We start from the raw sequence: 23499 nt of genomic DNA, 5'->3' as shown, positions 1-23499 counted from the left end.
TTCCTTAGCTGCCCCAGGAGTCACGCAGGGTGACGGTGCGGTTGAACACCGGACGGCCCGGTTGGCTGTCCTTGAGGTCGGCGCAGAAGTAGCCTTCGCGCTCGAACTGGAAGCGGTCCTCAGGCGCGGCCTGGGCCAGCGACGGCTCGGCGCGGCAGCCGGTCAGCACCTGCAGCGAATCCGGGTTGATGTTGTCCAGGAAGCTGCCGCCCTCCTCGGTCTTCTCCGGGTTCGGCGAACGGAACAGGCGGTCGTACAGGCGCACCTCGCACTCCACGCTGCCTTCGGCCGGAACCCAGTGGATCACGCCCTTGACCTTGCGGCCCTCGGGGTTCTTGCCCAGGGTGTCCGGATCATACGAGCAGCGCAGTTCGACGATATTGCCGTCGGCATCCTTGATGGCCTCGTCGGCACGGATCACGTAGCTGCCGCGCAGACGCACCTCGCCAGCAGGCTCCAGGCGCTTGTAGCCTTTGGGCGGCTCTTCCATGAAGTCGTCACGGTCGATGTACAGCTCACGGGAGAACGGCAGCACGCGCACGCCCATGTCTTCTTTCGGATGGCGCGGCAGTTCGAGTTGCTCGACCTTGCCTTCCGGGTAATTGGTGATCACCACCTTCAGCGGACGCAGCACGCACATGGCGCGCGGCGCGGTGCGGTCGAGGTCGTCACGGATGCTGAACTCGAGCATGGACATGTCGACCACGCCGTCGGAGCGGTTGGTGCCGATCATCTCGCAGAAGTTGCGGATCGAGGCCGGCGTGTAGCCGCGGCGGCGGAAGCCCGACAGGGTCGACATGCGCGGGTCGTCCCAGGCATCGACGTGCTTTTCGTCAACCAGTTGCTTGAGCTTGCGCTTGGAAGTGATGGTGTAGTTGAGGTTCAGACGGCTGAACTCGTACTGGCGCGGGCGCGCCGGCACCGGCAGTTTGTCCAGGAACCAGTCGTACAACGGACGGTGGCTTTCGAACTCCAGGGTGCAGATCGAATGGGTGATGCCCTCGATGGCGTCCGATTGACCGTGGGTGAAGTCGTAGTTGGGGTAGATGCACCACTTGTCGCCGGTCTGGTGATGGTGGGCATGACGGATGCGGTACAGGATCGGGTCGCGCAGGTTCATGTTAGGCGACGCCATGTCGATCTTGGCGCGCAGCACACGCTCGCCATCCTTGAACTCGCCGGCCTTCATGCGCGCGAACAGGTCGAGGTTTTCCTCGACGCTGCGGTCGCGGAACGGGCTGTTGCGGCCTGGCTCGGTCAGGCTGCCGCGGTATTCCTTGGCCTGCTCAGGGGTGAGGTCGCAGACATAGGCATCGCCCGATTTGATCAGCTCCACGGCCCAGTCGTGCAATTGATCGAAGTAGTCCGAAGCGTAGCGCACCGGGCCTGCCCACTCGAAGCCCAGCCATTTGACGTCACGCTGGATGGAGTCGATGTACTCCTGGTCTTCCTTGGCCGGGTTGGTGTCGTCGAAACGCAGGTGGCAGACACCCCCGAATTCCTGGGCCAGCCCGAAGTTCACGCAAATCGACTTGGCGTGGCCGATGTGCAGGTAACCGTTGGGCTCCGGCGGGAAACGGGTGACGATGCTGCTGTGCTTGCCCGAGTCCAGATCGGCCTGGACGATCGGCCGCAGGAAGTTTGCAGGGACGGCGGGGGCGCCTTTGGCAGCGGCGTTGGGCGCGTTTTCGGCAGTGGGCTTGCTCATAGGATCCTTGAATGCTGGTATCCGGCCTGGGTAGGCCGATTGAATCAAAGGGCCTATCATAGCCGAAGCAGTCAAGCTGCTGACAGCCGGGCACCGACAAACTGGCGCGATTTGTCGCAAGCCATGCAAAATGGCCGACGCGCGCCTTGTGTCGCAGTCGCCCGATCCTGCGTCAGGTGACAGTACGCGCCCTGCGCAGCCCATTTTCCGAATGCCTTTCAAAGAGCGAATTCAGCATGTCCAAAGTCAAACTGAGCACCAACCACGGCGACATCGTCCTGCAACTGGACGGCGAAAAGGCACCGAAAACCGTCGAAAACTTCGTTCAGTACGTCAAGGACGGTCACTACAACGGCACCGTGTTCCACCGCGTGATCAACAACTTCATGATCCAGGGTGGTGGTTTCGAAGCGGGCATGAAGCAAAAGCCAACCCGTTCCCCGATCCAGAACGAAGCCGACAACGGTCTGAAGAACGCCAAGTACAGCATTGCCATGGCCCGCACCATGGAACCGCACTCCGCCTCGGCGCAGTTCTTCATCAACGTCGCCGATAACGATTTCCTCAACCACAGCGGCAAGAACGTCCAAGGCTGGGGCTACGCCGTATTCGGCGAAGTGATCGAAGGCCGTGACGTGGTCGACGCGATCAAAGGCGTCGCCACCGGTTCCAAGGCCGGCCATCAGGACGTGCCGAAGGACGACGTGATCATCGAGAAAGCCGAGATCATTGAGTGATTCTGCTGATCTCCGATCTGCACCTGCAAGAAGAACGCCCGGACATAACCCGGGCGTTTCTTGATCTGCTCGACGGCCGTGCCCGGCATGCCAAGGCGCTGTACATCCTCGGCGACTTCTTCGAAGCCTGGATCGGCGACGATGCCATGACGCCTTTCCAGCAGTCGATCTGCCAGGCCCTGCGTCGGCTAAGCGACAGCGGCACGGCGATCTACCTGATGCACGGCAACCGCGACTTCCTCATCGGCCAAGCCTTCTGCGAAGCGGCGGGCTGTACCCTGCTGGCTGACCCCAGCGTGGTGCAACTCGGTGGCGAGCCGGTGTTGTTGATGCATGGCGACACCCTGTGCACCCGCGACCTGGCCTACATGAAGCTGCGTCGCTACCTGCGCAACCCGCTGAGCCTGTGGATCCTGCGTCACCTGCCGCTGTCCACTCGGCAGAAGCTGGCGCGTAAGCTGCGCAGCGAAAGCCGGTCGCAGACACGCATGAAGTCCACCGAGATCGTCGACGTCACACCCGAGGAAGTTCCCAAGGTGATGGCAGCCCATGGCGTGCGCACCCTGGTGCATGGCCATACCCACCGGCCAGCGCTTCACAAGCTGGTGGTCGAAGGGCAGCCGGCTCGACGCATCGTGCTGGGAGACTGGGACCGCCGTGGCTGGGCCTTGCAGGTCGATGACCAGGGCTTCCAGCTGGCCCCGTTCGACTTTCCTTGATTCGGGGCCGTCGTGATGGGGCGCCAAGCGCCCCTTCTTGACTCAATGACCTGCGCCGGCCACCACAGCCTGGTCCCCCTCGCTGATCACATACTGGCGATACTGCGGATCAGCCTTGATCTGCGCCTCGGTGAACGGTATCGGTGCCAAGCGCTTGGCAGAGAACGCACGGGTCTGGTCACTGGCATAGGGCGATGCGGCCTCGCTTGACTGCGAAAACGCCAGCAACCCAAGCGCCTGCGGCCCCTGCCGGGTGAAGCTGACCAGCTGCAGATAGCTGGTGCCACTGACGACCTGCTGTTTGCCCGCTCCCGCAGGGACACTGTACATCGCGTTGTACACCCCAAGCTCCTGAGGCCCACCCGGCACAGGTGTGCCATCGGCGGACTGCTGAATCTGTCCCCATTGGCGATCGACACTCACACCCGCCTCATCCAACCGTGCCAACGAAGCCAGCGCTGCTTCATGTACACGCTTGCTCACCGACGCTTGCTCCACCGCCAAGCCGCGCGGTGTATGCTGCGGATCGACCGGATCGAAGGCTACACGCCAGCTTTCAGGATGCTCTGCCATCGCCTCGACGATGTTGGCAAAGTGCAGAAGGCCCACGCCGCTGTCCAGGTCGGCCTTGCCATTCCAGGCGCCCAGACTTGCGCACACCGCTTGCACATCGGATGGCGCCACCTGGCACCAGGCCAGCAGGTCCGGGAGCACGAGATTAGCGGCATACACCTCATCATCCAGCACCATGCGTTGCAGCTCGGCCATCCCGAGTTTGCCGGGCCCTTGCAGGCGCTGCAGGGCAAAGCGGCTGCGCAGGCCCAGCGGCTGACCTTCGCGGCTGACCAACGGTGAGTAACCAGTCAAGGGTTGCGCAGGGTTGGCAAGCCAGGCCGGGTCGTTGGAGTTCTGCACGAAGTCGCGGCGCTCCAGGCTTGGCAGTAGCCGCGCCGGGAAGATGCCGGGTTGAGCCGCTTGCGCATCGGTCTTCCATTGGCACACGCTGCGCGAGCCATCCAGCACTACCAGTGGCTCGGTTGCTGCCGGATCGCCGCAGCGCGCCAGCAACGCCTGGTCCACATAAGGCACCACCGACTGATTCAGATACGCAGCACGCCCCCCGGCATCGACAGCCAGGGTGTTGACCCATGGAACGCCTTGGATCTGCCCCACCGCCTGTTTGAGGCGGTCCAGGCTGTCGGCACGGTTGATCGCATCCCACTGCTGCAACACCCGGGTGTTCTCCAGGTTCGCATCGCGCAGGCTATAGGCGTGTTGCCGGTCCCAGTCCAGCCGGCCAGGCCACTGCACCACCGGACCGAAGCTCGAGGTATAGACGTGTCGCTGGACTCGCTGCAGTTGGCCATCCTCACCCTTGACCGTCACGCTCAAGGTCTGGCGGGTCAGTGGCACGGACTTGCCATCGAGCAGATAGCGAGTGGGGTCCTTCGGGTCGAGTTGCAGGCGGTACAAGGTGAAGTGCTTGGACGTATCGACGGTATGGGTCCAGGCCAGGTGGCGGTTGAAGCCGATATTGATCAATGGCAATCCCGGCAATGCGGCGCCCATGACATCCAACTGCCCCGGGATGGTCAGCTGCATCTGATAAAAACGCATGCCTCCCTCCCATGGGAAGTGTGGATTGGCCAGCAACAGGCCGCCGCCGGTGGACGAACGCTCGGCGCCGACCGCTACCGCATTGCTGCCTCGGGCCGAGGCGAACTGCGCCTGGCGCGCCAAGGCGGCGCTGAAGTCCCGCCCCTCCCCTCGCTCGGCCGCTTGCGGCGGTGAGGCCGCCACCAGCGCCTCGACGAATTGACCGATGCCCCCCTCTGCCAACAACCGGCGGGTGAGCTTGGCCAGGTCCAGGCTGGTGATCGGCCGCAGCCAGTCGCCACTGCCGCATTCAACCGGCAGCCCCTGGCCCTTGCGCTCGGCAAGGGCGCGGTTGTAGCCCGCGGCATACCCCTCCAGCCGCTGACGCACCAGGTCTGGCTGGGCCTGGAGGAAGGCGTTGACCACCGAGTCGGTATTGAGCCAGGCGAAGAACGTATCGCTGTCGAGGTTCTCACGCTGCTCGATCGTCTTGCCCCGGGCACCGAAGTAGCGCGCGCGCTCACCATTGACGGTCAGCACTTCGTTGGCCAGCAGGCAAAGGTTGTCTTGGGCATAGGCATAACCGATGCCATACCCCAGGCTTCGTTCGTCCTTGGCCAGGATATGCGGGACGCCAAAAGTGGTCCGGCGGATCTGCGCCGATGCCTCGCCAGTGGCTTCAAGGGCTTGCGCGGCAAGGCCTGAGCTGAGCAGAACGGCTGCCAGCCCAAGGTGGGTCAGGTGACGCGGGAGTATGGACACGGGCACTCCTGGGATTGGAAGGGTCATCCCGATCAGACGAACAGCCCGGTGAAAATTTTACGCAAGACAACCCAGCGCGACGTCTTCAACACAAAGCAGCGATTTTTTTCGCCAAGGGCTGCAGTTTTGCCCATCTCATTCGTCCTATTAAGTGAGGCACTCATGATTTCGGGACAGCCCACGAAAAGGAGCATTCACATGTACGACCCACAACCTGCGTTGCAGAGCGGCCCTCGCCTGGCCACGACCAGAGCGGTCGCGGGCGCCGAGGTGCGTGCCGGTAACGAGCAGATCCGCGAATTGCTGCGAACCTTTGGCCTGCGTACCAGCCTGATCCGCCTCAAAGTCATCGATGCCCTGCACGCCGCCGATCGCGACGGGCGCAGCATCGGGGTGCGCGGCGTCCATGCGCAGTTGGAACAGCTGGACATCCCACTGTCGTTTCTCAGCGTGCGCGAGGTGCTCAAGCGGCTGTGCGCCGAAGGCGTGATCAGCCTGGGCAACGACAAGTGCTACAGCCTCAACCCCGAGGCCCGGGCCGTGCTGGAGCAAGCCACCGCCCGTTGACCCCATGGCCGGCCGCGCTTGGCCGGCCCGCCTGCTTCAAGGCTTGGGCCCGACCTTGCGACGCAGGATTGCGTTGATCACCACCACGACTACGGCGATGGCGATGGCGATGTACTGGAAGGTCTGCTCGGTAATGGTCCCCTGTTTTTGCAGATAGGACAGGCCCAGCATGATGCCCAGCACCACCAGGATGATCAGGATCGAGTATTTCAAGCGTTGCACATGTGTCATCGAAGGTTCCTTGCGACATCAGGGACATATGGCTCGCGACGAGCCGAGGCCATGATACAACGTCCCCCCCATAGGCGGCGCTTTTGCATCTAGCCCTTCCCCGGCACTTGCATCATGGGGTGAAGGTAGGCTGACCCTCCGATGCGCAATGCAAACTGAAAATACGAGTCATCAAGGCCTTCAGGGCTTTGTTGACGCCACATCCTACGTATTCGACCCTCGCTGCCTGCACAACCTCACGCCAGAAGGCTACACCCGCCGATCCGCTTGGCGCCTAGCGACCCCACTCGTGGCTGCCGGAGAATCAAGCTCAGGCCGACGACGACTTCGCCCATTGAGGCAAAGCCCGCCCGCCTTTCGACATGGACCACCATGCCCTGCGCCTGCTTATTTCTCCGAGGAATCACCAATGGAACTGCCAGACCTCAATCGCATCGATATTTCCCAACTGCCTCACTCCCTGCAATCGCTGATCGAATGCATCGGCATAGAAAACGCCTACCGACTGACTTGCGCTTATGGCGGGCGCCCTAAATACATCCCCAAGCATCTGGAACGTACCAAGCTTGCCGATCTATTGCCTCCAGAGGCCTTGCAAAGCCTGATCAAGCGTTTTGCCGGTGTCGCCCTGGAAATTCCGAAGCCGGATCACTTCATGCGCCAACTGCGCAACCTGCAAATCAAACAGGAAAGTGCTGACGGTCTTTCGCGCAGTCTGTTGGCGGACAAGTACGGCTTGAGCTTGCGCCAGATCGGCAATATCCGCCGACAGGAAGATCACGCGAGCTGAGACCTGCTGGCCTAAGTGCCACAGCAGCACGAGGTCCAACTGTTTGAGCGCCTCTCAAAAGCAAAGCGCCCCACCCCTTGAAGGATGAGGCACTCGACACGTTTGCTGAAAGCTGTGAAGGGTTCAAAAATCGCGCTTGTAGAAGATATCCAAGGAACTGGCCAAGCCGCTGGCCGCTTCCAGGAAAACCCTTCTGCTCAGTTTGTAGCGCAACGCGATGGTATTGGCCGGCTCGAACACCCCGACGCCGTAGCGCAAGCTCAGCCGCTCGGTGATGTTACCGCTGGCCACCACGCTGGTGCTGTTGCCCGAGCCTTCGGAGCCTAGTTGGAAGTCCTCGATGCCGAGACTCGAGGCCAGGCCACCTGTCAATTCCTCCCCGCCCAGCAGGCCAAGCCCGAGGGCCGCCTGGGCCAGCATGTTGTTGTCTTCGCCCGTGGCAGTCAGAGGGCGGCCCAGTACCAGGTAGGACAGTGCCTGTTCCTGGCTCATGGCAGGCTCGGAAAACACCTTGGTGGTCGGCTGCTCGGCATTGCCACTGAGGCGAATGCCAGCGATGACGTCGTCGACCCGACGGATCGCTTCGATATCCAGGTACGGCTGGTCGATCGGACCGGCGAACAACAGCCGTGCCCGACGGATGATCAAGTTCTGGCCATATTTGCGGTAGCGACCGTCGGCCAGGCTGAGTTCACCGCGAGTATCCATGTTGTTGCCGATGTGCACATGCCCGAGCAGGTTGGCCGTCAGACCAAAGCCTTTGAACGACAGTTTGTCCTGCCCCACGTCCACATCGACGTCCATGGCGATCGCCATGGGCGGCGCACCTTCTTCGGTCTGATCGCCGACGATCACCGTGTCATCCGAAACCTTGACGGTCGATGGCGGCAATTCGCGCACAGTGATCTTGCCCTTGGGCACCTTCACCTTGCCAGCGACCGCCAGCTTGTCATCGACCAGCCGGATGGTCAGGTCTGGCGCAACTTCAAGAGCCGCATAGGGCTCGACGTTGACAGGCAATTGCTGGCCCCTCAAACGCAAATCCATGGCCAGGGCCTGGCCCCAGGTCAGGTTGCCCTCCAATTGGCCACGGCCGGCCTCGCCGCTTTGCCAATTGCCGTTCAGCTGTACCTGCTCACCGGCGATCAGCGCCTGCAGCGAAAGGTTCTTGAGGCTGACCGGCAACTGCGCTCCACTGACTTCGCCACCACTGAGCGCCAGGTTGCCGTTGACCTGCGGGCTCAACAGGGTGCCGGAAAAACGACCGCTGCCATTGAGCTGACCGGTGAGGCGCTCGACCATCGGCACGAAGGGACGCGCCACGGACAAGTCCAGGCCCGTCAGGCGGAAATCCCCTGACAGCGGCTTGTTCTTGCCCAGCGGGTCGATTCGGGTGCTCAGGCTCAGCTCACCCAGGCGCTCGCCGCGAAAATCCAGGCGGGTGTCGACCCGACGGGGAGCAAGGGTACTGTCCAGACGCAGCACCTGGTACGGGAAGTCGATCCAGCGGTCCTGGTCGCGAACCCGCAGGGTGCCGCCACTGGCATCGACGCGGATGTTGCCCTTGGGCCCGGCGTCTGGAATGTCCAGGTTGATGTCTGCATTGAGCAGGCCCTGCCAGGCGAAATCCTTCGGCAACCACAGGGCCAGGCTGTCCAGCGGGAACTGCTTGAGGTGATAGCGCAGCCGCGGCTCGGGCATCAACCGCTGGTCCTCGCCACACAGGCTCGCCTGCCCGGCGCGCCAGCAATGGGTGCCCAGATCAAGCTGACCGCTGGCCAGGCGCTGCAGTTTTGCCGGAGCCTGCAAGCGCCAATCCTGGCCACCGGTCTGGATACGCCCGTCTGCCAGACGGCCGCGCCAGTCACCCTTGGCCAGTTGACCGTCCAATGCCAGATTCAGCTTGAGCTGCGGCCCGTCGAGCGCGAGGGTGACTGCTTGCTGGCGGATATCCCCTTTGCCGTTGATGTCCAGATTGCCCAAGGCCGTTTCGTCCAGGCGGATATTGCCAGCTTTCAAGGTAACCAGGGCGCGTTGCGCGCTGTCTAGCTTGGCGTCGAGGTCCAGGCGTTGGATCCGATTCTGCGCCTGGCCAAGTTGTTGTCCTTGGAGGGTCAAGGTCCCTTGCGGCGCTTGTAATGTACCGGCGACATCCAGGCGGCCATTCACCCGCCCTTGAAGGTGCGGCCAGAGCTGGCCCAGGCGTGGCAGATCGAGATCGATGCGACCGGCCAAGCGCTGTTGCAGGCTGCCACTGCCATTGATGCGGTTATCGCCCAACTGCACGGCAAGACTTGCGAGTGTCCAGCGCTCGTCCGCGCCGTCGGCCTCCACCTTGAGCACGGCGGGTTGCCCCCGCAAGCGCCCCTTGAGATCAAGCTGAGCCTGCACCTGCAGGTGCTCGTTCTTCAGCTCGCCTTTGCTGCGCAGGGGCCCGCCCAGGGAGCCTGGCATCTCCGCCAGCCAGAACGCAGGGTCCAGCGCTGACAGTTGCACATCCACATCCCAGGCCAGTGTGTCGGCGAATCGAACGGCAACACTACCGGCAGCCTTGCCCTGCCCGGCCGTCAAGGCAAACTGCGGCAAGCGCACCTGGCTCAGGTCGCCCTCGAAGGGGCTGGCCACGTTGAACGCTCCGGCGGGGCCGTCGAGGTCACCCTTGAAGTCACCTTTGTAATTGCCGTCTCGGTATTGCACCTGGGCATTGAAGCGTTTGAGGGTAACCTGAGGTGGCTCCTCCAAGGGATAGAGGCGCAACCAAGGAAAATCCTGCCAGTCGATGCGGGCGTCGGCCTCAAGCCCTTTTTGCCAGTCGGCGCTGGCCTGCAGCTTGACCCGTTGGGTCTCGCTGGCGTTGAGGTCCAGCGCATCCAGGCGAGCGCCCTTGGCATCCACCTGCCCGCCCAGTACCAGGCCAATGGGGCCTTGTTCGGCAGGCAGGCTGGCGGAACCTGCCAGGCGATAGCCCTTGAGCAGATCGCCCGTGGCGTCGAGACGCAGTTGGTTTAGTTGAAGGGTGTCAGGCAATGATGCCGAAGGCTTGAAGCCATCGGCGCGAAGGCTCAGGGTAGCCGGTAGGTGTTCAGCCAATGCCTGCAACTCGCCGCTCAGGCGGGCATCGAGGTAGCCACTGCTGATGGCTTCGAGCGTCAAGGTCTTCTGCAATTCACCCTTGGCCGTCAGCACCAGCTGCCAGGGCTTACCGTCCACGGCGGGTAACTGCACGGTGCCGGCCACTTGCAACGGCCAATCGCCTTCAGGCTGAAGATCGCCCTGCAGGTTCAGGTGCAAGTCGTCCCGTTGCAGTTGCAAGGTGTCGATGCGCAGGCCGCCGACAGTCCAATGCGCAGCCAGTTGCAGGTCACCCAGCAGGTCGTTGCCGTCCAGGCGCAATTGCCCGACTTTGACCTCACCCAGCTCGATGGCGATCGGCAGACGCAAGGCGGGCAGTTGCAATGGCCCGCTGTCTGCCGCTGCCTCTGCAGGCGCAAAGGCCATGTCGATACGCTCGGCCTGCAGGCGGTCCACGCACAGTGTGGCGCGCAACAGGCAGGCTGGCGACCACGTCAACCGTGGCGCCTGCACTTCGATCCGGTTGTCGCCATCGGCCCAGACCAGTCGGCTGGCCTGCCAGTTGCTGCCCAGGCGTCCCTCGAAATCGTTGACCTCAAGCCCCGGCACACGCCCCAGTGCCCAGCGGCTGCCCATCTCCGAGCCCAACAGCAGGCCTAGGGCCAAGGCAATGAGCAGCAGCAACGCCAGCAATATCAGAAGGATGGGTTTGAACACACGAGTCACAGCTCAGGCCCCATGGAGAAATGCAAGCGGAAACCACCGTCCTCATCCAGCGCTCGGGCCAGGTCCAGGCGCAACGGCCCGACCGGCGAAACCCAGCGTACGCCGATGCCGACGCCTGTCTTGAGGCTGGGCAGTTCCAGCGTATTGAATGAATTGCCTTGGTCGATGAACGTCGCCACACGCCACTTTTCGGCGACTGAGTACTGGTACTCGGCGCTGCCTGCCACCAAGTAGCGGCCACCGATTCGGTCGCCGTCGCTGTTTTTCGGAGACAAGCTCTGGTAGTCGTAGCCGCGCACGCTCTGGTCGCCACCTGCGAAAAAGCGCAACGAAGGCGGGATGTTCTGTTTGTAGCCATTGGTAGCGCTACCGCCGAACTGCACACGGCCAAGCAGGCGGTGGCGCTGGCCGAGGGTGGTCAGGCCCTTGAGCAGCACGTTCCCGTGCAGCAGGTTGGTGTCGGACACCAGCCCTTCTTTTGCCCCTTGCAGGTCGAACTGCAGCCGGTAGCCGTTGTGCGGATCGATGCGGTTGTCGCTACGCAGGTAGGAGAAACTGACCCCGGGCATCAACAGGTTGCTCAACCCCGAATCATCACCCAAGCGGTACTCTTCGCGCTGGTACTTGAGCGAGACGACCCGCTGCCAACCGCTGGGCAGCTTGCTGTGCCACTCTGGGCCCACGGTCAGCAGTTTACTCAGGGTGTCGGTTCCGGCGATCTCCTCGTTTTGGTAACCGCCGGCAAAGCGCAGCTTGTCGGTCAGCGGTGGGTCCAGAGGCACGTCGTACCACAGACCGACGTTTTGCCGCGGCGCGGACAGCTCGGTTTCCCAGCCATAGCTGTGCCCTTGAGCATTGACCCAATGACGGGTCCAGTTGGCCTTGCCGCGTGGCCCGACGTCGGTCGAGAACCCCAGGCCCAGCCCCATGGTACGAGGCTTACGGGTTTGCAGGTGAACGTCCACCGGGATTTCCTCATTGACCGCCGCGGTCGGCGCCGCGTCGACGCGTACGCCTTCGAAATAGCCACTCGATTGGAGGTCGTTGTTGAGCTCGGCGATCAGCTCGGAATCATAGGGTGTGCCGGGTTTGAAGGAGACCATGCGCTGCAGCAGGTCGTTGTCCAAGGGCGTATCGCCGCCGAACGTGACAGCCCCCATGCGGTAGCGGGGACCACTTTGGTAGATGAGTTCGATATCGGCCACGCCCGCCTGGGGGTCGACCGACAGGCGCTGGCGGGTGAAGTGGCCGCTGAAGAAACCATAACGCGATGCCTGGTTCTGGATCAGACGCTTGGCGTCTTCGTAGACCCCGTGATTGAGTGGCTCGCCTGGGCGCAACGCCTTGCTGTCGGGAATGCGAAATGCCCTGAGCTCGCTGGCCGGGCCTTCGATACGCACGGTGACGTTGCGCAAGTGCACAGGCTCGCCGGGCTCGATGCTGATGATCAGTTGCGGGGGATGGTCCTTGTCGCTCGGTGGCTTGACCTCGGTGTCGATCTGCGCCTGGTAGTAGCCCAGGGCCTGGGCGGCCTTGCGCGCCTGCTCCTGAGCACCACGACTGAAGCGTAGCAAGGCTTCTTCGTCACGGTTGCCGAGGCTGCCAATGTAGTTTTCGATATTGCTCTTGAGCGCTTTGTTGGCCGGTTTTACCTGCACCTTCAATTCGCTCTGGGCCCATGCTGCGGTACTGGCGGCCCAAAAAATCAGGCCCCAGGTTAGTCTTCCTGAATACGTCATGGGGCGAATGCTACCAGAGGCGACCCGTTCAGGGTGCCGCTTGTCGAACGTCTTACCCAATCGCAGTCTCCACGGACATCGGGTTGGGACGCATGAAAACGCGCTCACGGATCGGCCCTACCGCAATTTCACCCACCTCCTGATAGCCCACACGCTGGTAGAACGCCAGAAAATGAGCATTTCCAGTATTGAGCACCACGCCTTGGCTCTGCGGGTCTTCGCTGCACCAGTCATGAACAGCTTGTAACAATTGTTCACCATAACGTTGCCTCTGGTACCGAGGATGCACGCCCACCAGCGACAGCACATGCACCCTGCCCGGCGGCAAGGCACTGGACAGCGCCGCTTGGTAATCCAGGTAGCGCCGGGTGCAACGTATGCCTGTGCCGAGGATCATGCGCAGACGCCAGGCCCAACTGTCGGTCACCCCCAGGCGCCGCAGCGAAGGTGCAATCAGCGCCAGACCGACCAAACGATCGTCCACCAGCAAGCCGATGGCTGGCAGTTGAAGGTAGAAGTGCTGTCGCACCCATTCACGCAGCATCATTCGAAGACGCCGCTCATACCCTGGGCGCTGGGCCTCGAAGACATAGGCGAGCGTGGGATCGTGACGATAAGCGTGATAAAGGAGCGAGCGCACCTCGCGGTGGTATCCATCATCGAGCAGACAGACACGGGCCGAGGCAGCAGTGACGTCGGGCATTGCAGGTGATCCTCCTGGAACGGACTTGGACGGGCCGGTAAACGCCTTGAGTGTATCGTTTCAGCTGCCTTGGCACGTTAGCAGCCAGGGCCTTAGGGTGCCATGCTGGTGGTGGTCGCCGATGTCAGCTAGCATCCCTGCTTTTATCAGGATTATCTTTCAATGAAGATCGTCTCGTTCAACATCAATGGTTTACGCGCGCGCCCCCATCAACTGGCGGCGCTGATCGACAAGCACCAGCCGGATGTAATCGGCCTGCAGGAAACCAAAGTCAGCGACGATCAGTTCCCGTTGGCCGAGGTACAGGCCCTGGGCTATCACGTGCACTATCACGGCCAGAAAGGCCACTACGGCGTCGCCCTGCTCTCGCGTCGGGAGCCTCTGTCGTTGTTCAAAGGCTTTGCCAGCGACGAGGAGGATGCGCAACGGCGTTTCATCTGGGGCACCTTTGCCGATGCACAGGGCACCCCCATCACTGTCATGAACGGTTATTTCCCGCAGGGAGAAAGCCGAGATCACCCCACCAAGTTTCCGGCCAAGCAACGGTTCTATGGTGACTTGCAGGCATTGCTCGAAAGCCAGTTCAGCAGCGAGCAACCCTTGTTGGTGATGGGCGACATGAACATTTCGCCCCAAGACTGCGATATCGGTATCGGGCCTGACAACGCCAAGCGCTGGCTGCGCACGGGCAAATGCAGTTTCCTGCCTGAGGAGCGTGAATGGATGGAGCGGCTCAAGGGCTGGGGATTGGTCGACAGCTTCAGGCATTTGCATCCTGAGGTGGATGACCGGTTCAGTTGGTTCGACTATCGCAGCCGGGGGTTCGAGGATGAGCCCAAGCGGGGACTGCGCATCGACTTGATCATGGCGTCGCAGGGGTTGGTGTCGCGGCTCAAGGCGGCTGGGGTCGATTATGAGTTGCGGGGGATGGAGAAGCCTTCGGATCATGCGCCTATTTGGTTGGAGTTGGGGTGAGGGGTTTGGGCTTGGGCTTGGGCTTGGGCTTGGGCTTGGGCTTGGGCTTGGGCTTGGGCTTTCAGGCTGTGTGAATATCCGGGTTTGGTGGGGGCGCCACCGGCGCTTTTCGCCTTTACGGCGACCTACTTTTGCTCTTGGGCAAAAGTAGGCAAAAACCGCTGGCTCCCACATCCGGCCCCTGCGCTGCGCTCCGGGGTCCCCTCGCTGCGGTGTCTTGCGGGGCTTCGCGGCCTCCGGCTGGCTACGCCAGCCTCCATCTCGCGTCTTCGGCTACCGCCGAAGGGCGCTGCGCGCCTGCCCCTTCAGACACCTTCACTCGGCCTTCTGAGGTCGCGATGGGTGGTGTCTGGACTATCGCGCATCAAAAGCAACGGCAAACAAGTTAATTGTTTGGCTGTTTGTTCCGGCCTATTTGCGGGTAGGAGCGCCGCCGCTCCTACAGGCACAGCGCCGTTCTCAAGAGCTGTGAGCCTGTGTGTGCGGCGGTTCGGCGCCCCGATTTACCCGCGAATAGGCCCAAAAGCTCACCACAAAAACCACTGAATGAAACAACGCCAGCCCAGGCGCCGCCCGTAACTTGCGCCCCATCAGCAGGCCGAGTGGAGGTGTTTGTAGGGGCAGGCGCGTAGCGCCCTTCGGCGTAGCCCAAGTCGCGAGATGGAGGCTGGCGTAGCCCCGCAAGACACCGCAGCGAGGGGACCCGGTGAGAAGCGCCGGGCCGGATGCAGGGCGCGCGGCTTTTGGTTACTTTTGGCCAAGACCCAAAGTGACCCGCCGTAAAGGCAGAAAGGTGACTACCTGTCGATAAAACAATCGGATAAGCCCACCAACAAGAAACCAACAGAAACCAACGATTCACTGCAAAAGAATCTGAATCTGCTCCCGCAAACTATCCAGATCGAACGGCTTGGCCAGTATCGGCGCCCGCCGCGCAATCGGGCTCTGGCACTCGCGGATCTCCGCCGGATACCCACTGATGAAAATCACCTTCAAGTCCGGCCTCAACTTGACCGCAGGCTCAGCGATCTCCACCCCCGAAATCCCACCCGGCAAACGAAAATCCGTCACCATCAAATCCAGATGCGGCTTGCTCGCCAAGATGGCAAAGGCCTGTTCACCGTCTTCGGCCACCAGCACGTGATACCCCTCCCCAGCCAGATAATCACGCAGGATCATGCGAATCGCCGGTTCATCCTCGACGACCAATACGACATCTTGTGCATCTTCACTCATGACTTCGCCTTGGGATTCAATAACTTGGCCATCAGACCGTCACCTCAGGCAGAGGTTGCCTGCGTCTGGTCGCTTTGTCGACGTTGTGCCGCCAGCGGCAGGTAGAGGCTGAACGTCGCGCCTTTACCTTCCTCGCTGTCGACATGAATGCGTCCGCCATGGGCCTGGGCGATCTGTTCGGAGATATACAGCCCCAGCCCCAGGCCCGCGCTGGATTGCTGCGTCGCGACGCGTTCGAACTGCTGGAAAATACGCTGCTGATTGGCCGCGCTGATGCCGATCCCTTGATCCTGCACCTGCACGCAGGCCATGGCGTCGTGCTCGAACACTCGCACTCGCACCGGTCGCCGTTCGCCGTAACGCAAGGCATTGGACAACAGATTGGCCACCACTTGCTCAATCCTGAACTCGTCCCACTCTCCCGGTAACGCCTCGCAACGCTCCAGTTCGAGATGGGTTTCCAGGGCCGCGGCCTGTGCCGCGAAATTCTCCACGAGCCCTCGCACCAGTTGCGCCAGGTCGAACGCCTTGGGTCGGATCGACAGCTTGCCGGTACGGATGCGGGCCACATCGAGCATGTCTTCGATCAAGCGGATCAGGCTGTTGATCTGCCGTTCGTCACGCTCGACCATCGCCCGCAAGCGATCTTCACTGAACGCCGCAATATTGCCCTTGGCCAGATGCATCTTGCGCAGTTGGGTTTCCAGAATCAGGCCATTGAGCGGCGTGCGCACCTCATGGGAGACGATCGACATGAAGTCGTCGCGCATGCGCACCGCGCGCTCCAGCTCGCTACGCGCCACTTCGAGCTCGGCCAGCAGTTGCGCCTGCTCCTGGCGGCTGCGCTCCAGGGCTTCCAGCTGACGCCCCAGCGCCTTGCGCTGGCGGAACAGGTCGACGAAGACCGAGACCTTGCTCTTGACCGCCAGGGTGTCCAGGGGCTTGTGCATGAAGTCCACCGCGCCGCTTTCATAGCCTTTGAACGCGTAGTTCATCTCGCGACCGGCCGCACTGACGAAGACGATCGGAATGTTCTTGGTCTTTTCGGTGCCACGCATCAGTTCGGCCAGCTCGAACCCGTTCATGCCAGGCATCTGCACATCGAGAATGGCCAGCGCGAATTCATGCTCGAGCAACAACGACAGCGCCTGCTCGGCGGACTGGGCCCGGTGCACTTCGCGGTCCTCACCCTGGATCAGGGCTTCGAGGGCCAACAGGTTTTCCGTCAGATCGTCAACGATCAACAGTTTGGCGGTGATATCGCTCAGCATGCGCGCGGTTCCAGGGTAGCGAGCAAATGCCCGATACCACTCAGGGAAAGAATATGGTCGGGCTGCTGCAAGGCCAGCGCGGCCTCCGGCATCTGCGCGACCTGTGCGTCGCGAGGGTCCTGGATCACGGTCCGGCCCCCGCTGTTTTTGATCTGAAGCAAACCCTCGGCACCGTCTTCGTTGGCACCGGTGAGCAGCACGCCGAGCAGGCCGGCGCCATAGGCATCCGCCGCCGACTGAAACAGAAAATCGATTGCCGGGCGGGAGAAATGCACCGGGTCTTCCTGGCTCAACGACAGGGTCAGGTCGCGTTCAATCGACAAATGGTAACCGGGTCCGGCCACATAGATCACCCCGTCGACGATGCGCTCTTTGTCCCGGGCCTCATGTACCGGTCGATGCAAGCGTCGCTGCAACACCGTGGCCAGCTGGCTATGGCGATCATCGGGCAGGTGCAATACGCACAGCACCGGAATGGCAAAACCTTCGGGCAGCCCGCCTAATACTTGCAACAGCGCCGAAACGCCGCCCGCCGAGGCACCGATGACCACCGCCGCCACGCCACTCATGACTTGCGATAGATCCGTTCAGGCCGCACGAGCGCTTCGAAGCGCTCGCTGTAGGCGGAAAAATCCAAGGACTCCTTGCTGCCGAGTACCAGGAACCCACGATGGCACAAGGACTCATGGAACAGGCCCAAGGCGCGATCCTGCAGCGCCTTGTTGAAATAGATCAGGACATTGCGGCACGACACCAATTGGGTTTCGGAAAACACACTGTCGGTGGCCAGGCTATGGTCGGCGAAAGTCACGTTCTCGCGCAGGCTGCTATCAATGATCGCGTTGCCGTAGGCGGCCGTGTAGTACTCGGACAAGTCCCGGCGTCCTCCAGCCTTGCGGTAGTTCTCGGCGTAGGTCTGCATGGCCTTCAGGGGGTAGATACCCTGCTTGGCTTTTTCCAGTGAATGGGGGTTGATGTCGGTGGCATAGAGGATGGTGCGCTCCAGCAAACCCTCCTCGCGCAGCAGGATCGCCATCGAGTAGACCTCCTCACCCGTGCTGCAACCGGCGATCCAGACCTTGAGCGACGGCCAGGTGCGCAGCAGCGGTACCACCTCCCTGCGCACGGCCAGAAAGTGCTCAGGATCGCGGAACATCTCACTGACCGGAATCGTCAGGAACTGCAGCAACTGCATGAATGCTGCCGGATCGTGCAAGACCCGCTCCTGCAAGGCCGATACCGTGCGGCAATCGAACTGGCGCACGGCGTGCAGGATCCGGCGCTTGATCGAAGCGCCGGAATAATCGCGAAAATCGTAGCTGTACTTGAGGTAGATCGCCTCGATCAACAGCCGGATCTCGATATCGGTGTTGCGTTCGTTACTCAAATTCGCTCCAGTTGCGGCAGCCATACACGGATCAGTGAGAACAATCGGTCCAGTTCGATCGGTTTGGCCAGGTAATCATTGGCGCCAGCCTGCAGGCAGCGTTGCTGGTCGTCCTTCATGGCCTTGGCGGTCACGGCGATGATCGGCAACTTGCGCCAGCGCGCTTGCTGGCGGATCAACCGAGTGGCCTCGTAGCCGTCCATCCCGGGCATCATCACGTCCATGAGCACCAGGTCGATGTCCGGGTGCTGCTCCAGACGCTCGATGGCCTCATGCCCATTGCGACCGATCTCGACGATGGCGCCCTTATGCTCAAGGGCGCTGGTCAAGGCGAAGATATTGCGCACATCATCGTCCACCAAAAGGATCTTGCGCCCTTCGAACACTTTGTCACGACTGCGTGCGGTCTTGAGCATGCGCTGGCGCTCATGGGAGAGCTGCGATTCGACCTTGTGCAGGAACAGCGTGACCTCATCGAGCAGCCGTTCAGGCGAGCGTGCGCCTTTGATGATGATCGAGCGCGAGTACTTGAGCAGGTCCGCCTCCTCCTCACGGGTGAGGTTGCGCCCGGTGTAGACGATCACGGGCGGGAAGGACCGGATCGTCTCGGACGTCATGCGCTTGAGCAACTCGTTGCCAAGCATGTCCGGCAGCTTGAGGTCGATGATCATGCAGTCGTAGATGTTTTCGCGAAGCAGCGCCAGGGCATCCTGTGCCAGAGCCACTGCAGTGATCTCGACATCCTCATCGCCGATCAGGCGGGCGATGCTCTCGCGCTGCAGATCATCGTCCTCCACCAGCAGGATGTGCTTGAGCTTCTGGGTGAGTTTGGCTTCCAGGCGACCGAACACCGCCTTGAGTTCCTCACGGCTGGCCGGTTTGACTGCATAACCCACCGCGCCCATGTGCATGGCCGCCTCGATGCGATCCTCCACCGAGATGACATGCACCGGGATGTGCCGGGTGCTGGCCTGTTCCTTGAGCCGTTGCAGCACCGTCAGCCCCGAATGATCGGGCAGGCGCATGTCCAGCAAAATGGCATCCGGCGTGTACTGGGCGGCCAACGCGTAACCCTCGTCGGCCCCTTGGGCCACCAGGCAGCTGTACCCCAGCTCATGGGCAAGGTCATAGAGGATACGGGCGAAACTTGGCTCGTCCTCCACCACCAGGATGCAGCGGTTGGCGAATGGCGCCTGCTCGCGGTCATCGGCAAAAGCCGGTGCCTTGGCAGGTGGCGGCGCGGCAGGCAGCGTTGCCGGTGGCGTCGGCGCCGGCGCGCTCACCCGCGGCGCAGAGGGTCCTACCTCATCGGCTTCGAGCTGCTCGGGCAGGACAAGACTGAACGCGCTGCCCTGCCCTGGCGCGCTCTCGACCTTGATCTGCCCGCCCAGCAACCGCGCCAGGTCACGAGAGATCGACAGCCCCAGACCGGTGCCGCCGTAACGGCGGTTACTGGTGCCATCGACTTGATGGAAGGCGTCGAAGATCGCCTGGTGCTGGTCGGTCGCGATGCCGATGCCGGTGTCACGGACTGTGAAAACGACACTACGGTCCTGCTGCTGGTCGATGGTCAGGCTGACCTTTCCGTGCTCGGTGAACTTGATGGCGTTGGACAGCAGGTTCTTCAGGATCTGCTCCAGGCGCTGACGGTCGGTGAGCAGCGTTGCCGGTACCCCCGGCTCGAGTCGTACGTCGAACGCCAAGCCTTTGTCCTGGGCAAGCGGCTGGAACAAGCTGCGCAAGCCATCGGCCAGGCTATCGACCTGGGTGACCTGTGGCCGCACTTCGAGCTTGCCCGCCTCGACCTTGGCAATGTCGAGAATATCGTTGATCAGATTGAGCAAGTCGTTGCCCGCTGAATAGATGGATTCGGCGAACTTGACCTGTTCGCTGCTCAAATTGCCCTGCGCGTTCTCGGCCAGCAATTTGGCCAGGATCAACGAGCTGTTGAGCGGCGTGCGCAGTTCGTGGGACATGTTGGCGAGAAACTCGGACTTGTAGCGATTGGTGCGCTGTAAATCCTCGGCTCGGGCCTGCAGCTCCAACTGCGCCTGATTGAGCTCGCCATTCTTGCGGCCCAGGGCATCGGTGCGCTCGGCCAACTGCTCGTTGGTCTGCTCAAGCTCCGCCTGTTGAATCTCCAGATGCGCCTGGGACTCCTTGAGTACGCGGGACTGCTCCTCAAGCTCCTCGTTGGCGGTCTTGAGCTCTTCCTGCTGCACTTGCAGCTCTTCGTTGAGCTGTTGCGTCTCGGCCAGTACCTGCTGCAGGCGATGTCGGTAGCGTGCGCTTTCTATGCTGATGCCCAGGCTGCCCGCCACTTGCTGCAGCAGCTCCACATCGCGCTCCTGCAAAGGCCGCAGGAACCCCAGCTCCAACACGCCATTGACCTGACCATCATCGTGGGTCGGCAGCAGCAAGGCACTGCGTGGCAGACCGCTGCCCAGGCTCGAGCTCAGCCGCAGGTAGTCCTCAGGCAGGTTGTCCAGGCGCAACGGCGCCCGTTGACGGACCGCCTCGTCCAACAGGCCTCCCTGGCCAGCGGTCAATGGCCCTTGGGCCTGTTCGGTGTCCAGGCCGTAGCTGGCCACACGCACCAGTTGCCCTTGTTCATCGCGTACATGGAAGGCCCCCACCACGCTGCCCAGGTAACTGGCGAAAAAGCGCAGGATATTGTCGCCGAGCATCGCCAGGGTCAGTTGGCCCAGGACCTGTTCGGCGAGCTGGGTCTGGCCGCTGCGCAGCCATGCCTGGTGCTCCAGGCGCTCGGTGGCGCGGCGCTGGGCCTGCAAGTTGTCCACGTAGCTGTTCGACAGCAGCAGCAGGTCGCGACGGCCAAGATACGCCAGCAAGGCACTGAGCGTGACGATGAACAACACAAAGGCCGTGATCGCCCAGACCGTGACACTGTTGACCTTCTCGTTGCGCGCCATGCGCAGTTGCTGCTCGGTGACAATGAAATCGTCGAACTCCTTGCGGATTTCATCGGTCAAGCGCTTTCCGCGGCCATTGCCTATGGAAGTCTGGTAATCGCCCTGGTTGCGCCGCGAGGCGATCATTTGGCTGCTGAAATCGTTCCAGGCCTGTTGCAGGGCCACCAGGCGGTCAATGCGCTCTGTCTGTTGCGGGTTGTCCTGCACCATCGCTCGCAAGGCCTTCAGACTCGTGAAAATGCGAGGCTTGGCCACTTCGTAGGGGTCGAGGAAGCGCTCGTCCCCGGTGATCAGGAACCCGCGCATACCCGTTTCCATGTCGATCGACAGTTTGACGGTTTCGTTGGCATTGCCGATCACCCGATCGGTGTGCTCGACCCATTGCATGGCCGAGAGCAGGTAGTTGATCACCGCGACGAAAGCCACGGCGCCCAGCAGGCCTACCCCCAGGGGGAGCCCTACGTTGCGGCTCAACAGTTTGCGAAAGCTCTGTTGATCCATCGAGGCTGCTTGAATCATCTGAAAACGCCCGGGTAAAAAAGTCCATTGAAAGGATCGCGGCCACTACGCAAGGCGGACGCTATAGCGAGTCTAACCAGCTTTGCCCGCTCTGACAGGGCAGTTAGCCAGTATTTGAAGGTTGCTAGCGCCAATCGTTCCATCGATCGACAGGGGCCGTTATGCTGGGGAACTTCTGCAACGTACGCACCACACAAGTAAGGACAACCCATCTGAACAGGACGCCCCCATGCAACTTCTGGTAGTCGAAGACGACGACATCGTTCGGATGTTGATGGTCGAAGTGCTCGACGAACTGGGCTACACCGCCATCGAAGCCGAGAACGCCACCGCGGCCTTGAAGATCCTCGAGGACGCCAACCAGCCATTGGCACTACTGATGACCGATGTAGGCCTGCCGGACATGCGCGGCGAGGAACTGGCAGCCAAGGCCCGAGCACTGCGTCCAGCGCTGCCCGTGCTGTTTGCCAGTGGTTTTGCCGAGAGCTTCGATGTACCGCAGGGCATGCACCTGATTGGCAAGCCCTTTGGTATCGATCAGTTGCGCGACAAGGTGATGGGGATACTGGGAACGCCTTGAGCGCAGGCGCCGCCCTAGGGTCGGCGCTCGCCGAAATAGTAGCGATCCAGACTGCCTTTGCCAAAATAGCGCTCGTATTCCTGGATGGCGTACAGGTCCATCATGCCTGCGATGTAGTCGATGATCAGCCTGTGCCTGTCCGCCTTGAGTGAGCGAAGCTCCGGCGGCAGCAACCTGTTTTTCTCGTTATAACGCTCATCGCTGTACACCTCGAACAGCCCCTTGATCACCTGCTCGCCTCGTTTTTCGTAGAGCTGTACGTCTTTCTTGCGCAGGATGGCCTTGAACAAGAGTTTCTTGAGGCCCTCCGCCAACTTGGCATAACGCGTGTAACCGAGTTTGCCATCCACCAGGCCGATGTCCGAACACAGCGTGTTGACGATCTTGGAGGTCAGCTCCTTCTTCAACACCATGGCGTACTCTTCCGACGACCCCAGTCGATGCGAGCACATCGCATCGTTCTGCACCGCCTGCGCCAGTTGCTCCATCATTGGATACGCCTCGGCGAAAGTGTCGCTGATCTTGAACTCGTGCAGGATCTCTCCCAGGCTGATCAGACCAAAACTCAAGGCGTCCTCCAGATCATGGGCGGCATAGGCGATTTCATCGGCAAGGTCCATGATCTGGGCGTCGATGCTTTTGCTGCCTTCGAAACCCTGCTTCGCCAGTTCGGCACAGAGGAACTGGTAATCCTCGTCGTAGAGGAACTTCGCCGGATTGTCCTCCCGGCGATGAAAGTACTTGGTCACCGCCATCAGCGTACGGACATTGAGGTTGAGCCCGTCGTACAAATGATGCTTGCGCTCCAGGGTACGCAGAATACGAAAGGCCTGGGCATTGCCTTCATATCCGCCACAGTCGCCACACAGTTCGTTGAGCACTTTTTCTCCATGGTGCCCGAATGGCGGGTTGCCGATGTCATGGGCCAGCGCTGCAGTCTCGGCGACGACAGTGTCATTGAGCGCCAGGTCAATGGCTATCGAACGCGCGATCTGTGCGACCTCCAGGCTGTGGGTGAGGCGATTGCGGTTGAAGCGCCCGGCGTCGATACCCAGCAGTTGCATCTTGCCTTGCAAGCGCCGGAAGGAAGAGGAGTACAGGACCCTGGCATAGTCGCGCATGAGTTCCTGACGCCCATTGGATCGTCCATCGTCATGGACGAAGACTCGGTACTCCAATTTCGCAGCTTCGATTTCTTGTTCCTTGGCGTAGGCCTTTACATCGCTGTCGTACATGTCATCCCTTTCC

18 protein-coding genes are annotated in these 23499 nt (G+C 61.6%); 6 read left to right on the top strand and 12 right to left on the bottom strand.

Annotated elements, in window-relative coordinates:
* Window positions 1-4: 4 nt before the first annotated feature.
* Entirely contained in the window at window positions 5-1708 is a 1704-nt protein-coding gene (locus AB1N67_RS10625; RefSeq protein WP_070574585.1) for a glutamine--tRNA ligase/YqeY domain fusion protein, read from the bottom strand.
* A gap of 236 nt (window positions 1709-1944) precedes the next feature.
* On the opposite strand from AB1N67_RS10625, the gene AB1N67_RS10620 reads away from it, so the two are divergent.
* Both AB1N67_RS10620 and AB1N67_RS10615 read left to right on the top strand, forming a co-directional pair.
* Complete coding sequence (locus AB1N67_RS10620; RefSeq protein WP_043215507.1) at window positions 1945-2445, top strand: peptidylprolyl isomerase; 501 nt, start codon at window positions 1945-1947, stop codon at window positions 2443-2445.
* The gene (locus AB1N67_RS10615; RefSeq protein WP_043215510.1) at window positions 2442-3164 is read left to right on the top strand and encodes a UDP-2,3-diacylglucosamine diphosphatase; all 723 of its coding nucleotides are present in this window, start codon (window positions 2442-2444) and stop codon (window positions 3162-3164) included. Before AB1N67_RS10620 ends, AB1N67_RS10615 begins: the two co-directional genes overlap by 4 nt.
* Before the next feature lie 42 nt (window positions 3165-3206).
* On the opposite strand, the gene AB1N67_RS10610 is transcribed toward AB1N67_RS10615, so the two are convergent.
* Window positions 3207-5522, bottom strand: coding sequence for an acylase (locus AB1N67_RS10610; protein WP_367863786.1), 2316 nt, complete (start codon window positions 5520-5522; stop codon window positions 3207-3209).
* Between the two features lie 198 nt (window positions 5523-5720).
* On the opposite strand from AB1N67_RS10610, the gene AB1N67_RS10605 reads away from it, so the two are divergent.
* Window positions 5721-6089, top strand: a complete 369-nt coding sequence (locus AB1N67_RS10605) for a fe2+ zn2+ uptake regulation protein (RefSeq protein ID WP_043215512.1) — start codon at window positions 5721-5723, stop codon at window positions 6087-6089.
* A gap of 36 nt (window positions 6090-6125) precedes the next feature.
* Here the strand turns inward: AB1N67_RS10605 and AB1N67_RS10600 are convergent, their stop codons facing one another.
* On the bottom strand, window positions 6126-6320 hold the full coding sequence (locus AB1N67_RS10600) for a hypothetical protein (RefSeq protein WP_043215515.1): 195 nt from the start codon (window positions 6318-6320) through the stop codon (window positions 6126-6128).
* Window positions 6321-6729: 409 nt separating this feature from the next.
* On the opposite strand from AB1N67_RS10600, the gene AB1N67_RS10595 reads away from it, so the two are divergent.
* Window positions 6730-7110 carry a Mor transcription activator family protein gene (locus AB1N67_RS10595; RefSeq protein WP_043215517.1) on the top strand — a complete coding sequence of 127 codons (381 nt, stop codon included), beginning with the start codon at window positions 6730-6732 and terminating at the stop codon, window positions 7108-7110.
* A gap of 123 nt (window positions 7111-7233) precedes the next feature.
* On the opposite strand, the gene AB1N67_RS10590 is transcribed toward AB1N67_RS10595, so the two are convergent.
* The 3 genes from AB1N67_RS10590 to AB1N67_RS10580 are packed head-to-tail and all read right to left on the bottom strand — an operon-like array spanning window position 7234 to window position 13350.
* Window positions 7234-10908, bottom strand: coding sequence for a translocation/assembly module TamB domain-containing protein (locus tag AB1N67_RS10590; protein ID WP_367863785.1), 3675 nt, complete (start codon window positions 10906-10908; stop codon window positions 7234-7236).
* Window positions 10905-12647 (bottom strand): autotransporter assembly complex family protein, encoded by a 1743-nt coding sequence (locus AB1N67_RS10585; RefSeq protein ID WP_102082585.1) that lies wholly within the window; start codon window positions 12645-12647, stop codon window positions 10905-10907. The genes AB1N67_RS10590 and AB1N67_RS10585 overlap by 4 nt, the downstream gene beginning before the upstream one ends.
* Before the next feature lie 52 nt (window positions 12648-12699).
* Window positions 12700-13350, bottom strand: coding sequence for an N-acetyltransferase (locus tag AB1N67_RS10580; RefSeq protein WP_070574573.1), 651 nt, complete (start codon window positions 13348-13350; stop codon window positions 12700-12702).
* A 162-nt stretch (window positions 13351-13512) separates the two neighbouring features.
* On the opposite strand from AB1N67_RS10580, the gene xthA reads away from it, so the two are divergent.
* Entirely contained in the window at window positions 13513-14325 is an 813-nt protein-coding gene (gene xthA, locus AB1N67_RS10575; RefSeq protein ID WP_043215524.1) for an exodeoxyribonuclease III, read from the top strand.
* A gap of 858 nt (window positions 14326-15183) precedes the next feature.
* On the opposite strand, the gene AB1N67_RS10570 is transcribed toward xthA, so the two are convergent.
* Genes AB1N67_RS10570 through AB1N67_RS10550 form a run of 5 tightly spaced genes read right to left on the bottom strand, consistent with a single transcriptional unit; the run spans window position 15184 to window position 21671 of the window.
* A complete protein-coding gene (locus tag AB1N67_RS10570; RefSeq protein WP_043215057.1) occupies window positions 15184-15561 on the bottom strand; it encodes a response regulator in 378 nt (125 codons plus the stop codon).
* A gap of 44 nt (window positions 15562-15605) precedes the next feature.
* Entirely contained in the window at window positions 15606-16832 is a 1227-nt protein-coding gene (locus tag AB1N67_RS10565; protein ID WP_102082344.1) for a hybrid sensor histidine kinase/response regulator, read from the bottom strand.
* Window positions 16826-17401, bottom strand: a complete 576-nt coding sequence (locus AB1N67_RS10560) for a chemotaxis protein CheB (RefSeq protein WP_043215061.1) — start codon at window positions 17399-17401, stop codon at window positions 16826-16828. The genes AB1N67_RS10565 and AB1N67_RS10560 overlap by 7 nt, the downstream gene beginning before the upstream one ends.
* Window positions 17398-18219: a protein-glutamate O-methyltransferase CheR gene (locus tag AB1N67_RS10555; protein WP_043215065.1), complete on the bottom strand. Its 822-nt coding sequence runs from the start codon at window positions 18217-18219 to the stop codon at window positions 17398-17400. The genes AB1N67_RS10560 and AB1N67_RS10555 overlap by 4 nt, the downstream gene beginning before the upstream one ends.
* Window positions 18216-21671, bottom strand: a complete 3456-nt coding sequence (locus tag AB1N67_RS10550) for a response regulator (RefSeq protein WP_090342279.1) — start codon at window positions 21669-21671, stop codon at window positions 18216-18218. The genes AB1N67_RS10555 and AB1N67_RS10550 overlap by 4 nt, the downstream gene beginning before the upstream one ends.
* 229 nt (window positions 21672-21900) lie before the next feature.
* On the opposite strand from AB1N67_RS10550, the gene AB1N67_RS10545 reads away from it, so the two are divergent.
* Window positions 21901-22251, top strand: a complete 351-nt coding sequence (locus tag AB1N67_RS10545) for a response regulator (RefSeq protein ID WP_043215070.1) — start codon at window positions 21901-21903, stop codon at window positions 22249-22251.
* 14 nt (window positions 22252-22265) lie between these two features.
* On the opposite strand, the gene dgt is transcribed toward AB1N67_RS10545, so the two are convergent.
* Entirely contained in the window at window positions 22266-23486 is a 1221-nt protein-coding gene (gene dgt, locus AB1N67_RS10540; RefSeq protein WP_070575457.1) for a dGTP triphosphohydrolase, read from the bottom strand.
* Window positions 23487-23499 lie beyond the last annotated feature (13 nt).

Origin of the sequence: Pseudomonas guariconensis, assembly GCF_040822035.1 — a bacterium.
Classification (GTDB): Bacteria; Pseudomonadota; Gammaproteobacteria; order Pseudomonadales; family Pseudomonadaceae; genus Aquipseudomonas; species Aquipseudomonas guariconensis.
Note: the sequence above shows the minus strand (reverse complement) of the source record. Positions and strands in the feature narration are given on the sequence as shown.

What these genes read in the sequence shown, in the direction of transcription:
- dgt (WP_070575457.1), bottom strand. Translation starts at nt 23,486, where the DNA reads ATGTACGACAGCGATGTAAAGGCCTACGCCAAGGAACAAGAAATCGAA.
- AB1N67_RS10600 (WP_043215515.1), bottom strand. Translation starts at nt 6,320, where the DNA reads ATGACACATGTGCAACGCTTGAAATACTCGATCCTGATCATCCTGGTG.
- AB1N67_RS10565 (WP_102082344.1), bottom strand. Translation starts at nt 16,832, where the DNA reads ATGCTGAGCGATATCACCGCCAAACTGTTGATCGTTGACGATCTGACG.
- AB1N67_RS10625 (WP_070574585.1), bottom strand. Translation starts at nt 1,708, where the DNA reads ATGAGCAAGCCCACTGCCGAAAACGCGCCCAACGCCGCTGCCAAAGGC.
- xthA (WP_043215524.1), top strand. Translation starts at nt 13,513, where the DNA reads ATGAAGATCGTCTCGTTCAACATCAATGGTTTACGCGCGCGCCCCCAT.
- AB1N67_RS10595 (WP_043215517.1), top strand. Translation starts at nt 6,730, where the DNA reads ATGGAACTGCCAGACCTCAATCGCATCGATATTTCCCAACTGCCTCAC.
- AB1N67_RS10570 (WP_043215057.1), bottom strand. Translation starts at nt 15,561, where the DNA reads ATGAGTGAAGATGCACAAGATGTCGTATTGGTCGTCGAGGATGAACCG.
- AB1N67_RS10620 (WP_043215507.1), top strand. Translation starts at nt 1,945, where the DNA reads ATGTCCAAAGTCAAACTGAGCACCAACCACGGCGACATCGTCCTGCAA.
- AB1N67_RS10580 (WP_070574573.1), bottom strand. Translation starts at nt 13,350, where the DNA reads ATGCCCGACGTCACTGCTGCCTCGGCCCGTGTCTGTCTGCTCGATGAT.
- AB1N67_RS10605 (WP_043215512.1), top strand. Translation starts at nt 5,721, where the DNA reads ATGTACGACCCACAACCTGCGTTGCAGAGCGGCCCTCGCCTGGCCACG.
- AB1N67_RS10545 (WP_043215070.1), top strand. Translation starts at nt 21,901, where the DNA reads ATGCAACTTCTGGTAGTCGAAGACGACGACATCGTTCGGATGTTGATG.
- AB1N67_RS10560 (WP_043215061.1), bottom strand. Translation starts at nt 17,401, where the DNA reads ATGAGTGGCGTGGCGGCGGTGGTCATCGGTGCCTCGGCGGGCGGCGTT.
- AB1N67_RS10550 (WP_090342279.1), bottom strand. Translation starts at nt 21,671, where the DNA reads ATGATTCAAGCAGCCTCGATGGATCAACAGAGCTTTCGCAAACTGTTG.
- AB1N67_RS10585 (WP_102082585.1), bottom strand. Translation starts at nt 12,647, where the DNA reads ATGACGTATTCAGGAAGACTAACCTGGGGCCTGATTTTTTGGGCCGCC.